This is a genomic window from Chryseobacterium sp. FR054 (assembly GCF_056844565.1).
On the sequence record NZ_JBXDSA010000001.1, the window covers coordinates 243,869 to 257,434 of the forward strand.

13 protein-coding genes are annotated in these 13,566 nt (G+C 37.4%); all 13 read right to left on the bottom strand.

Going from position 1 to position 13,566, the window contains the following annotated elements:
• Window positions 1-94: 94 nt before the first annotated feature.
• Window positions 95-817 (bottom strand): 3-deoxy-manno-octulosonate cytidylyltransferase, encoded by a 723-nt coding sequence (gene kdsB, locus AC106S_RS01170; RefSeq protein WP_482437302.1) that lies wholly within the window; start codon window positions 815-817, stop codon window positions 95-97.
• A gap of 167 nt (window positions 818-984) precedes the next feature.
• Entirely contained in the window at window positions 985-1,689 is a 705-nt protein-coding gene (locus AC106S_RS01175) for a hypothetical protein (RefSeq protein WP_482437303.1), read from the bottom strand.
• 75 nt (window positions 1,690-1,764) lie between these two features.
• Window positions 1,765-3,018, bottom strand: a complete 1,254-nt coding sequence (locus AC106S_RS01180) for a pyridoxal phosphate-dependent aminotransferase (protein ID WP_482437304.1) — start codon at window positions 3,016-3,018, stop codon at window positions 1,765-1,767.
• A gap of 21 nt (window positions 3,019-3,039) precedes the next feature.
• A complete protein-coding gene (locus AC106S_RS01185; RefSeq protein ID WP_482437305.1) occupies window positions 3,040-3,945 on the bottom strand; it encodes a hypothetical protein in 906 nt (301 codons plus the stop codon).
• 7 nt (window positions 3,946-3,952) lie between these two features.
• On the bottom strand, window positions 3,953-5,668 hold the full coding sequence (locus AC106S_RS01190) for a phospho-sugar mutase (protein ID WP_482437306.1): 1,716 nt from the start codon (window positions 5,666-5,668) through the stop codon (window positions 3,953-3,955).
• 17 nt (window positions 5,669-5,685) lie between these two features.
• Complete coding sequence (locus AC106S_RS01195) at window positions 5,686-6,297, bottom strand: hypothetical protein (protein WP_482437307.1); 612 nt, start codon at window positions 6,295-6,297, stop codon at window positions 5,686-5,688.
• A gap of 2 nt (window positions 6,298-6,299) precedes the next feature.
• Window positions 6,300-7,001, bottom strand: a complete 702-nt coding sequence (locus AC106S_RS01200; RefSeq protein ID WP_482437308.1) for a GIN domain-containing protein — start codon at window positions 6,999-7,001, stop codon at window positions 6,300-6,302.
• 2 nt (window positions 7,002-7,003) lie between these two features.
• On the bottom strand, window positions 7,004-7,735 hold the full coding sequence (locus AC106S_RS01205; protein ID WP_482437309.1) for a DUF3667 domain-containing protein: 732 nt from the start codon (window positions 7,733-7,735) through the stop codon (window positions 7,004-7,006).
• Window positions 7,736-7,763: 28 nt separating this feature from the next.
• Window positions 7,764-8,123: a hypothetical protein gene (locus AC106S_RS01210; RefSeq protein ID WP_482437310.1), complete on the bottom strand. Its 360-nt coding sequence runs from the start codon at window positions 8,121-8,123 to the stop codon at window positions 7,764-7,766.
• Window positions 8,124-8,250: 127 nt separating this feature from the next.
• The gene (locus AC106S_RS01215) at window positions 8,251-9,294 is read right to left on the bottom strand and encodes a DUF2931 family protein (RefSeq protein WP_482437311.1); all 1,044 of its coding nucleotides are present in this window, start codon (window positions 9,292-9,294) and stop codon (window positions 8,251-8,253) included.
• Between the two features lie 6 nt (window positions 9,295-9,300).
• On the bottom strand, window positions 9,301-10,281 hold the full coding sequence (locus AC106S_RS01220) for a DUF2931 family protein (protein ID WP_482437312.1): 981 nt from the start codon (window positions 10,279-10,281) through the stop codon (window positions 9,301-9,303).
• A 71-nt stretch (window positions 10,282-10,352) separates the two neighbouring features.
• Window positions 10,353-12,665, bottom strand: coding sequence for a T6SS phospholipase effector Tle1-like catalytic domain-containing protein (locus tag AC106S_RS01225; RefSeq protein ID WP_482437313.1), 2,313 nt, complete (start codon window positions 12,663-12,665; stop codon window positions 10,353-10,355).
• Window positions 12,666-12,932: 267 nt separating this feature from the next.
• The gene (locus AC106S_RS01230; protein ID WP_482437314.1) at window positions 12,933-13,562 is read right to left on the bottom strand and encodes a hypothetical protein; all 630 of its coding nucleotides are present in this window, start codon (window positions 13,560-13,562) and stop codon (window positions 12,933-12,935) included.
• Window positions 13,563-13,566 lie beyond the last annotated feature (4 nt).

A 13,566-nucleotide genomic window follows, 5' to 3' on the forward strand; every position in this document is an offset into this window, starting at 1 on the left:
CATTCAAATATAAGAGGAATTGACTAAAAAAGCAAAAGATGGGAAGGAAAGGGAAAGAGATTTATGATCAGAAACGGGGAATTTTTCCTGTTTTTCAGATTAATTTTCTTGCTTTTTCCAGATCTTCCGGAGTATCTATTCCTACGCCTACGAAATTGGTTTCTATCATTTTGATCTTCATACCGTATTCCAGGTATCGGATGCATTCAATTTTTTCTGATATTTCCAGGGGTTTCATTTCAAGTTTCGAAAACTGAAGAAGCGCGTGTTTCCTGAAAGCATAAACACCAATGTGCTTGAAATAATCTACCTGATAAGAAATTTCCCTGTGAAAAGGAATGGCAGAACGGCTGAAATAAAGGGCAAAACCATTGTTATCGGTAATTACTTTTACGTTATTCGGATTATCGATCTCTTCTTTTTCAGTCAGCTTTATTTTTAGGGAAGCCAGTGAAATTTCCTGGTTATGGTCTTCCCGGAAGACTCCGATCAGCTGTTTTAAAGGTTCCAGCTTCAGGAAAGGTTCGTCTCCCTGTACATTGATCACAATATCACAATCAATATTCTGAACGGCTTCTCCAATACGGTCGCTACCTGTTTCGTGCTGGCCGGTCATTACAGCTTTTCCGCCGTTTTCAGCAATTTCATCAAAAATAATTCCGGAATCTGTGGCTACAAAAACCTCATCAAACAATCCTGTTTCTACCACATTCTGATAAGTGGTGGTGATTACGGTTCTTTCCCCTAATTTCTGCATCAATTTTCCCGGAAAGCGGCTGGCTTCATATCTTGCGGGAATAACAGCGATTATTTTCATATTCTTCTAATTGTCTGTTTTTTGTAATGTTCTTTACCTGTACAACCTTTTTACTTAAAACACTAAAGTGGTTAAATAGCTTTTGTAGTTAAGTTTAAAAGACTTATTTTATACTTTTGATCCTGCAAAAAGGTTTAAACAATATTAACCAATTTCAACTCTTTTAATTATTTTTCATATTTGTAAAAATATACATTCTGAGGCTTATCTGATTTGTAATCGAAAGGATAAATCCGCGTACTGTCTTTTACTTTCATACCATAAAACTGAGCTTTCACCATATTCGATGCGATAAGCTGTACTTCTGCCGAAACGAAATCCGGATCATAGACCATTTTTCTTTCAACTTCAGGATTCTCCGTTATAATTGTTTTTAAATAGAGTTTATAATGAAGGGAATCTTTGGTTTTACAGGTAAAAACATATGTATATCCATTGTCAAATTCAAATAAGTGCTCCTTTTTATTGAATGTAAAGCTTTTAAAGAATTCCATACTACTTCCGCAGTGCGGCAGCAAGGCCCATTTTGAATCTGAAAGGGTGATATCTTTTTCACCGGTTTTTCTGACGATAAAATAATCTACGTCTATCAATCCCGGATAATAAGCACGTTCATTTTTCAGAATGAGTTTGTTGAGTTTTGAATTGGGACCTCTATCCAATTCCATTATTCTCACGCTGTCTTTATCTTTAATAATACGGGCATCAAATGCCCTGTCTTCAGAGATAAATTGATACTTCTTATATCCTGTCTGGTTAATCACTACCGAATCACATGCATTATCAACAGAGTAAAGCACATAATTTTCTTTTTTACAGGAGATCAGAAGGGTTCCTGCGAGTATAATAAAACCTTTTCTAAGGTAATTCATGGTTTAATGTAACAATATAGCAATACAACAGTGTAACCCTTCTTAATGAACTATTACACTGTTGTATGGGAGGTTCTATTTAAGATTATTCAATGCGTTTTCCAGTTTCGGAAGCATTACTTTGATTTCATCAATGGCAAGTCCGCCTACGGAAGCCCGGAACCACGGCTCTGATTTCTCTTCTCCGAATGCTGAGAATGGAACTAATGCCACTCCTGCATCATTGATCAGGTAAAATACGAGATCAGAAGAGTTTTCAATGACAGATCCGTCCGGTTTTGTTTTTCCGATGTAATCCAGTTTAATGGTAAGATAAAGAGCGCCCATCGGTTCGATGCTGTCTACATTAAGGCCTTTGGTTTTTAAATCCTGGATTCCGCCGTGAAGAACTTTCAGGCTGTCTTCCAGCTTTGCTTTGAAATCTTCTACGAATACATTTACGTTTTCTGGGTTTTCATAGAATTTTGCGGTTGCTTCCTGCTCCGGTTTCGGTGCCCAGGCTCCAACGTGCGTAAGAAGTGCTTTCATCTTATCGATGATGTGTGCCGGACCGAATCCCCATCCTACACGTACTCCTGTTGCAGCAAGGCATTTGGAGATTCCGTCGATGTATACGGTATATTCTTTCATTTCAGGGAAAAGAGAAACCGGATCTACGTGTTCTGCCCCAAAAGTAAGGTTGGAATAGATCTGATCATACATTAAGTATAAAGGTTTTTCGTCTGCTCCTCTTTTTTTGTTTTCAGCGATCACCAGTTCACAGATTTCTGAAAGCTGCTCTTTTGTAAACATGGTTCCCGTAGGATTCAGTGGAGAACAGAGGGCCAGAAGAACTGCTCCGTCCAGATGCGGTCTCAGATCATCTGCTGTCGGAAGGAAGTTGGTTTCCGGTTTTGTTTTTACTTCTACGGCATTGGCGGAAGTAAGGTAAGCATAATGGTTGTTGTTCCATGACGGAGTTGGATATACTACTTTATCCCCTTCATCTACGATCGTTTTATAAACGGCATAGATCAACGGTCTTGATCCTGCGGTAATCAGGATGTCGTTTGGTGTATAATCCAGGTTCCATCTGCTTTTCAGGTCTTTTGAAACTTCTTTTCTTAAAGATAAAAGTCCGTTGGCAGGCGGATAATTTGTCAGATTATTCTGATACGCTTTCTGAATCTCTTCCTTCAGCAGGGCCGGAATAGGATAGAGATTAGAATTGAGGTCACCAATAGTAAGATTGGCTATTTCTGCTCCTTTTGCCTTTAAATCATTTACTTCATTACCAATTTTTACAATTTCCGAACCGATCAGGTTCGCCGCTAATTTTGAAACTTTCACTTTATTTTTATTTAAAATTTACTAATATTGTCTTTCTATATTGATCTTCTCACGGATCTGATCTGCCGGCATCTGTGCTTCAAAAAGGGTCATTAGTTCTCTGGCTTTTTTTGCCGTGTTGGAATTGGGATATTTTTTTATAATCCTGTTGAATTCCTTTATGTTTTCATCGTATAGTTTTCCGTCTGCGCTTTCGTAGGTCATTGTATTATCCATTCCGAAAAGGTAGTCGTACAGGTAATTGTGATAGTCCTCCCTTACTGTTTTCAAAAGCTTGCTTTTAGGATATTTATTAATAAAATTCTCCCAGAATATCAGTCTTTCACCCAATTCTTCCCAGGTAATGATCAGCCCTGCGTCCGCGGCATAATTGCTTTCGTTTTCTTTTGCTATCTGCGTGATATATGCCTCATAGTCCGGGGTTACCTTTCCTTTAAAAACAGGAGGGTAATATCCCGGAACGCTCCAGATCTCGGTAATTCCTTCCCCTACTTCCCTGAACTCCAGCCCTGCTTTTTTCAGTTCAGCGGCTACTTTCTTTACATTATCCGGAAGATCGTAGCGGTCTTTATCAGAGTTATAGTAATTGACATATTTGTCTAAAATATCACTGTGTAAGGTAGTAAGACATTCCGTATACTTTTCTCTTATTTTAACAAAGTCCTCATACGTTTTGTCATTCTGTTCCGGAGTACCTGCGGTAAGGTCTTTCTCAACTTTAGCCTGATACCACTGAAGTGCTGTAATATAATCTTCCGTTTTGCGGGAAGGAGAACAGGCTGTATCAACAGGCTTATACTGATCTTCCCGGACTTCGCTTTTAACAATTGAGTCGTTTACCGGTTTTACATCAGAAACTGCAGCTTCCTTTTTGCAGGAAACCACAGCCACAGACAGTATGCAAACTGTTATAATTTGTTTTATCATCAATCTGTTAATCCAGTTTTAAATCTGTTTTAACGGCCCCGATCTTGGCTTCCAGGGATGTTAATTTATCCCTGAAGTCTGCTTCGGAATTGATGGAATCTTTTACCGAAACATAAAATTTAATTTTCGGCTCGGTACCTGAAGGTCTTATGCAGACTTTTGTGCCGTCCTGTGTATAATAAATCAATACATTGGACTTCGGAATATCGTTCATTACTTTGGTTTCATTTCTGGAAACGCTGAAGCTGGTCTGCTCTTTAAAGTCTTTGATCTCTTCTACCAATGAACCGGCAAGTTCTTTCGGAGGGTTTTCACGGAAGTCTTTCATCATATTCTGAATTTCTTCAGCACCTTCTTTTCCTTTTCTTACGATATTAATCAGTCCTTCGTAATACATTCCCAGGTCTTCATAGATCTCGATCATGTACTGGTACATTGTTTTTCCGTTAGCTTTACACCATGCGGCGATTTCACAGGCTAAAAGGATACTTCCGCAAGAATCTTTATCCCGGACAAAGTCTCCGGTCATGAATCCGAAGCTTTCTTCGCCTCCGCAGACAAATTTCTGAGTTCCTTCTGCTTCACGGATCATTTTCCCGATCCATTTGAATCCTGTAAGTCCCACTTTACATTCAACGCCGAATTTCTGGGCAATATCAAAGAAAATATCGGAAGTTACAATGGTAGAGCCAATGAATTCTTTTCCGGTAATTCTTCCCTGCTTTCTCCATTCGTTCAGAATGTAATAGGTAAGAATGGTATTGGTTTGGTTTCCGTTCAGCAGCTGCATTTCACCATCAAGGTTTCTTACGGCAATTCCCAGTCTGTCGCCATCAGGATCTGTTCCGATCACGATATCGGCATTGGTAATTCTTGCAAGATCCATCGCCATTTCCAGTGCAGCCGGTTCTTCCGGGTTCGGAGAGTCTACGGTAGGGAAATTTCCGCTCGGGATCATCTGTTCTCTTACCAGGTCAATTTTTTTGAATCCTGCTTTTTCCAGAGCCTTAGGAATGGTTGTATAGGTTGTTCCGTGGATGGAAGTGAAAACAATATTCAGGTTTTCTTTTCCTACATTCTGATAGGTTGAATTTTCAATACAGGCATCGATGTAAACGTCGTCCTGTTCTTCTCCGATCCATTCGATCAGGTCATCATTTCCGTTGAATTTGATTTCGTCGAATTTCACGGAATATACTTCACTGATAATCGCTTCATCATTAGGCGGTACGATCTGTGCCCCGTCATTCCAGTATACTTTATAACCGTTGTATTCAGGCGGATTGTGAGAAGCCGTCAGTACGATTCCTCCGTTACATTTTTTATCACGTACGGTAAAGGAAAGTTCCGGAGTCGGTCTGTGATCTTTGAAAAGCAGTACTTTGATTCCGTTTGCCGTTAAAACATCTGCCACCAGTTTTCCGAATTCTTTTGAATTGTTACGGACATCATAGGCAATAGCCACTTTAATTTCTTCGCCTTTAAACTGGGCCAGCATATAATTTGCCAATCCCTGAGTTGCCTGACCTAATGTATATTTGTTTAAACGGTTGGTTCCTACCCCCATAATTCCTCTCATTCCTCCTGTTCCGAATTCAAGTTCTCTGTAAAAAGAATCTTCCAGATCCGGAGAATTGCTGTCAATTAACAGCTGTACCGCATCTCTTGTTTCTTTATCGAATGTATCGCTTAACCAAAGTTTCGCCTTTTCTAATGTTGTCATATTTGTATTTCGTTCTTTTATAGTTTGTAAAGTTCTATTTTTAAATTGGGTAATTTTTCGCTTAATATATCCAATCTTTGCTGCAGATCAGTCCATTCAAATTTTAATTCTCCAAAAATTTCACGGTTCATCCTGAAACTGATCTTTGTAGATTCTTCAGAGACATCATCCGGATAGATTTCATTAAAAACCGTAGACCTGTTTTCAAAAATAAAATGGCCATGCTGTTTATTCCAGATGGTTTTTAATTCACATCTTTCTGCTGCTGCATTGATTGTTGCCATTCCTAAAAGGCAAAACTCAGCACCTATTTCCAGGTGTTTCTTTTGATTACTGCAGGCCCATACTTTTGTCATGATACATTCTGCCGAGGTAAGTCCCTGAGATTCTTTCAGTGACATTCCTGCATTGTATTCCATCAATAACAGATTATCATTTATTCCGATGATAATCTTATTGCAATTGTTATCCAAATATTCATCCACAGCATGACACAGCATATCGGTAACAAGAGGATTCAGATTCTTTTTACTGAAGCATTCATAAAAATACATCTGAGGACGCATTCTCACATGCTCAGTTAAGTCCAGTGTCTGAATATCGTCTATTGTATATTTTTTACCTTCCAATTTTACTCTAATTTTTTGTTTTCCACGCGGGTGGTCTTATCAATTTTAAATGCCCTGATCGGGTCGTTGTAATAGATAAATTTTGCGGTGTTCTGAATATGTCCTTTCAGGGAATCTTTTACATTCACCTCAGCATAGTTTCCGTTTTTGGAATCGATATTCAGGTTGGTAATCTTCCAGTAAGGAGCGATTAAGCTTGCGGTATCTGAAATTTTTATCACTGCTTCTTTAGTCAGGCCGATAAAGTTGGCCCGGCTTCTGTTCTGCATTTCCACTTCTGCCCTTCTTGCATTCACCGAACCCATAAATGTAGCATTATTTTTCATATTAAGCCTGAAATTATCGGTCTTAATTTCGCTGGAAATATTCATTTCAACGGAGTCTGAAACTGCTACTTTTTCAAGGTTATATTTGGAGTAAATGGTTACGTTATAAAAATCCACTCCTTTTGTTCCTCTTTTTTCTTTAATGAAAAGGGTTTTGTCCTTTACATCCACATCCAGATTGGAGGCTACATTGGGATAAGTTTCTATCTCTACGAAGTTTTTGGGTCCTCTGGCATAAAATACACGGAATTTCCCTTCAAGATCGAGATTTACAAATTCTGAAACATCCACATCTTTCTTTTCAATGGTTCCTTTCGGAGAAACCTTTCCGCAGGAAACTGCCACAACAAGCAGGGATGCATACCATATTTTTTTCATATTTATTTAAAATATTCTATATAAATCATTATAATGACCAGACTTTCCACTCCCATCAGTACATAAAGAACTGCTGTTCTCCATAGCAGACCTGGTTTTGAATATGAATTTTTGAAAGCATTCCAATAGGTAACTGCCGGAAACAGAATAAAAAGAGCGAATAAAATCTTGTCCAGAACATCGAAAATCTTAGTCACAGGCTTCCACAGCCCGATCAGACTGACAATATCATTTAACAAAAATAGGATTAAAATTCCTAAAAGACTTACTGTTCCAATGATAAAATGCTCGGCAAGGTTCAATTTTATTCTTTTGAAAAGGTAAAAAGCATTAACGGCTAACATTGGAATGATCACAAACAGGATTGTTTTGGAATACTTTGAGAAGAATTTTTTGATTTCAGTATCCTGAGCCAGGGTTTCCGGAGGAGCTAATTTTTCATAAAAATGAAGCCCGATCACATTGAAACTGAACAGAATAAGCAGCAGAGAAAGAAAATTATAGTACCTGATTCTTTTGCCTGAGATATAATCCATTGCAGTTTTTCCGGGTCTGAACATAATGTCTTTTACCGTATTGAAGAAACGGGTTTCCATATGCCAGATTGAGCCCAGAATGTCACTTTTGATGAGTGAGCGTGCTGTTATTCTGCCTGTATCAGATTTCTGTCCGCATTGAGGGCAAAACTCACCGGAGATTCTGTGACCGCAATTGAGACAGTTTTTTTTATTCATCGTCTATCAGTCAAAATTGGTACTCACTTTATTTTTTTCTGTAAAACCAGGTTTTGAAACCTTTTCTATCGGACAGGAGAAGGTAATCCCGGCTTACATAGGCAATTTTCATCATCAGTGTATCATTATCCTGGCTGTATTTCATTTTCAGGACTTCTCTTTCTTTCCGGTAATTCCCTTTATTTTCCAGGGAGCTGAATGTTCCGTCTTTATGAAAAACCAAAGTTCCGGTTCCTGCTTCAGAGTAATTTTCTTTATTTTTCAGGGTGTCTACGTTACTTACTATTCCGTCATACACTTCTATAAACTCCCAGGTCCCCTCCAGTTTCTGTGTTTTGCAGGAAAACAGCAGCAACAGAACAAAGCATGTTAAAAAAAATCTGGCCAATTTTATTTTCAATATCTTTTTAAAAAATTTACGGCAGCATTCTGGTTTTTGAACCCTGCTCTTCTACAAATATAAAGAAAAAAGCACCATTTTCAGATGCTTTTTTATGTTTTATGGTCTGTATATTTTATCCTCCCCAGATTTCAACAATCTTTACTTTTTTCAGTTCTACTTTTTCACCATCACATTCTGCATAGACCTTAATATCCTTATACATGAATGAAGGAACCAATACAAGATCTATTGGTTTTTCAGAATGCTTTTCTTTGAAGTCTTCAAATATTTTCATCAGTTCCTCATCGTTAAATCCTATTTCTGCACTATACTTCTGCATCATAAAAATAACATTATAAGGTATTGCGTCTTTTTTATAAATTTCAGTAGCCTTTGTATCTATTAAATATTCTGATTCACCATTATAATTTAAACGGTAAATCTGATCAAAAGTATCTTTTTCATCATAAGGATGAAGTCTGAAGCGGTAATTATACTTTTCCCTGTATTTATCCCACAGACCATAGGGAATTCCATTTTTCTCAATTTCAGTTTTTATACTGTCGGAAATGGAGATCTTGTATAGTTCATCAAAAAATCCCTGCTGGGTTCTGTTATGTGGATTATCATAAAAATCATTGACATCTACGGTAGTCTCTTTTGCCTGTAAACGACAAATTTCTGTTCTATGATGGTTACCCGAAAGCCACACGACTATAATACCGCCAGGTGCCGCTCCGATTGTTATATGGTCATAGGTCGCATCCTCCCATACTGATTTTCCATTTTCAATTTCATTTCCTTTAATTTTAAACCCTTTTTGAAAAGCTGCTAAAATCTTATCTTTAGGCAACGCCCCTTCTACTCTATAAAATTTTTTCTCTCCATAGGCAACATAAGTAAGATCAATGTAAGACGGAATAATATTTCCTCCCTGCCCTGCTGCTGTTCCATCATACTGCCATGGCCCTTTTTCCATTCCGGCCTTTGGAACTCCACAAATTAGTTTTTTATTTTCGTCGGCCAGATAGCCTTCGTGTACTTCTGCTGCATATCCTGTGGCTGCGGAAAATGTTACGGCATAAGAAAAGTTTTCCTTATTATTTTTGTTATCTTTACTACAATTGATAAGTAAGGAAAGGAAGATAAGCAGAAATAAAGATGTTGATTTTAACATAACAGCTTATCCTCCCCAGATTTCAACAATCTTTACTTTTTTCAGTTCTACTTTTTCACCATCACATTCTGCATAGACCTTAATATCCTTATACATGAATGAAGGAACCAATACAAGATCTATTGGTTTTTCAGAATGCTTTTCTTTGAAGTCTTCAAATATTTTCATCAGTTCCTCATCGTTAAATCCTATTTCTGCACTATATTTTTGCATCATAAAGATAACATTATAAGGTATCGCGTCTTTTTTATAAGCTTCAACAGCTTTTGCTCCTATTAAATACTCCGATTCTCCATTATAATTCAAACGGTAAACCTGAACAAAATTATCTTTTTCATCATAAGGGTGAAGTTTGAAACGGTAATTATATTTTTCCCTGTACTTGTCCCACAAACCAAATGGGATTCCATTTTTCTCAATTTCAGTTTTCACATTGTCGGGAATAGAGATCTTGTATAATTCGTCAAAAAATCCCTGCTGGGTTCTGTTATGTGGATTATCATAAAAATCATTAACATCTACGGTAGTCTCTTTTGCCTGCAAACGACAAATTTCTGTTCTATGATGGTTGCCAGAAAGCCATACTACAACCACACCTCCCGGTGCAGCACCAATTGCAATTTCAGTATAAGTTCCCTCAATCCATTTAGCATTTCCATTTTCATCCAGCCCTTCCTGAACTAAGAAACCTTTTTTAAATTCTTCCAGGATTTTATCTTTAGGCAGGATTCCTTCTACTTTATAAAATTTCTTCTCAGCATAAGCAACATACGTAAGATCAATGTAAGCTGGAATAATACTCCCTCCCTGACCTCCTTTTGCACCATCGTATTGCCACGGTCCATCTTCCATTCCAGCCTTTGGAACTCCACAAATTAGCTTTTTACTTTCATCGGCTAAATAGCCTTCATGTACCTCCGCTGTAAAGCCTGTGGCAGCGGAAAATGTTAAGGCATAGGAAAAATCTTTTTTATTTTCTGTATTCATTTGTTTGTCTCCTTTGCTGCAGCTTTGTAATAAGAGTATTCCACACAGCAGATTGATTAATAATATTTTCATTAGTATACAATTCTTTTCCTTTTTCCATTTTCGATATTAGGATGATCTTTCTGGACAGGTATTTCAGAGGCTTTTTGTCCATATCTAGAGTTCCAGTGTAAATAATTATTACGAAGGAATTTAATCCATTCATTCTTTTTATCAGCTTCTGCATTCAGTCTTGCCTGCCCTTCATATTCACGCATCTTTCTTTCCATTTGGTATCTGCCTGCATCCGGACTGTTGGTTGCATATACAATAGGCGGTTCAACATGAACACGTGGTTCAACAAATGTAAAAGGTTCCCCACCTTTGAAAGAATAGTTTTCCAATCTGGTCTTAATCGCTTCTAAAAACTGGACATTTCCACTGATCCAGTTTCCTTTGAAATTCTTAAATTCCAATAAAGCTGTTGTATTGATCGGAACTGCTTTTTTATTGCAGAAATCAGCCATGATATGTAGGGGAATATAGCTGTACTGGTTACTGATTTTTCTCCTGTTCCCTTCCAGACGGAAATTATTAATGGTGGGCCTGTAAAAAGGATCCTGAATAATAGTAAGTTCACTTTCCTTAAACCAGCCCTGTCTGATCAGTTCAGTCCGTAACGGTTCCAGGCTGCTCGCAAATATAGTAGCATCTATTCTTTTAGGATTATCCGGACGGCCTTCTTCATAAGCCCCCCCTACATCGCAGTGAACTCCCGGATAGAATAATTCTATTCCTCCTTTTTTACAACTTTCAGGAGATGTTTTGGCAACAGATGAAATATTAACTAAGCTAAAATTAGCACGATGTTCATCTGCTGCGACCATGTGCACCACATAGTTCGCCCTGTTAACATCATCCAATCCAAGCTGTCTGATATCATTTGACTGGGCAAGGCCGTAATGCGGTACCGTATCATAAATACCAACAAAACGGATTACGACTTTCATCTGCTCATCCATAAGCTTTGCTTCGTCCAGCAACTGTCCAAGGTATCCATATGCAGGCATCATTTTATAGGCATAAGACTGATCCAAGGTATAACCAAACATATCTCTTGCGTAGATTGTTTCTTTTCCGTGGGTTACTTTAGGTTTATAAGCTCCCTGTGTAACTACATGTACAAAATGGCGAGCTGCTGCTGCTCCTCTGCTAAACCCAAATACATCAAAAACGATTGTACCTACAGTTTCGTTGCTTGGTGAAATATTAGATGATATAAATTGTCTCACATCCTGAATTGCTTTTCTTACCCTGTCTTTGATCCCGGCACTTCCCATTCCAAAGCCGGGTCCCTGCATAACATCATCGTCTTTATAATCACCAGCTGAAAGATCTGCACCTTGAGCTTGAGGAGCACTATTTGTCCCTATTCCTTCCGTATAAACTTTAAATAATTTATTTCCTTTATCTTCCTTATACTTTTTAAATAAAATAGCAGGATTCGAAAGGTCATTTTCGTAACTGCTTTCCTGATCATCAGCATCCCCATGTTTATCATACACAGCACTTGCCAGGATAACCCTGCTAAGACCTGTTGTATCAGACTGTGCTTGTCCTTCCGCTTTTTTTCTGAGCTCTGTATTATACATATTATTCAGCGTACCATCTATAAATACTCCAAACGTAAAATTAACAGCCCTTTTCTTTTGTTTTACCTGAGCCTCAGTTTTTCCCACCACTAAGGGGTTATTGGTTGGCTTGGGCTGATCGATATGTTTTTTCAGTTCATTTTCTACGACCAGCTGAGTTTTTTCTTCTGCCTGGTCTATATGGTTTTTGTATACTATTTTTACAAAGTATTCATGTTCACTTTCGTCTATCCAGTCGGAGTCGTTCAGCTTGGTCTGGTATAAGCTTATTTGGTTGAAATATAAAAACGCGTATCCTCTTTCGTTAACGGCACTGCTGGTATAGGTTCCCATAGTACGGTCACCGGTGGTATCGTCTTCGTAAACAGTGATTTTAAGGGTATCCCCTTTGGGGATATTGGCTGTTTTGATGCTGAGTTTTATTTTATCCAGATAGCCCACTTTCCGTTTTCCAATGGCTTTTCCATTGGAGTCCTGCCATTCTACGGATACTATTTTAGGTTTTTCTGCGAGGATGGTCAGGGTAGTGGAATAAGCATTCTGTTTACCATTTTGTATGGCAACTGCAATCAGTTTCACGGTTTTCCCGGCCAGACTGATATTGAATTTGAATGAACCGCTTGCACTGGTAGCCAGCACATTGCCGCCATATTCTATTTTCCATTCTTTTACGGTAATTTTTTTACCTCCTGAAGTAAGGGCATAGGTACAGCTTGTACCGGCAACCGGGCGTGTATCTCCTGTAATAACCATGATAATTCAGTTTTTAATTAGTTTTTCATCGTTGCTTTATTTCTTTTGCCGACCGTAATTGCCGGATGTACGTACATTTCAGCAATTAAAAGTCCGTTACTTACCTTCATTCAATTCTTCACAGAATACGTATCTTCATAAGAATCCGTGGAATTATTGTCTTTTACAGAGGTAATTATTTTTTTTATTCTTTTATTATCGTAATAATAATTTCTTTTATACTGGAAAGTCTTATCATCATATTTTACATTATTCAAACTCAAAATATTATTTTACTTCATTTATACTTTGTAGAGAGTCTATCATTTTTACTGAATAACTTTCCAACTTTAAATTATTAAAATTATATTTTTTTCTATACTGATTGAAGCCTGACGATTCAAGATCAATATTATTTACATACAATACCCCTGACTTATAAGATACCTTTACTTTGGAAATAACTTTGGAAGAATTTCCCCTTTCCGTCGAAATAACAAAGCCATTCTTATCTGGAATGATCTCCTGAAATGTATTTGGTTCATCCACATACAAAGCATTTCTATAAACATTTGTTTTAGTATCAATATGATTATATACCAACAATAAATTTGGAAAAGATTCTTCTGGAAAACAATTTTCAAAAGAATTTATTTGTGTATAAAAAGGTTTAGCAATTGATACACTATCTTTTTTATTAAAAGCTGATCCTTTATCTGATATATAGAATTTTGAAAGATTTACATTATATTTTTTAGTAAAGCCCTGCATTGCTTTTTTACAGTTTTTCTCTTGTATACCATATCCAGAAGGGGCCACAATGGTATCATTATATTTGGAAACTTGATAAGCCATCCTATTATCCTTACAATAATAAAATAAAAGGCCCATTACCAGATAAAAAAATAAACTTTTCATAAAT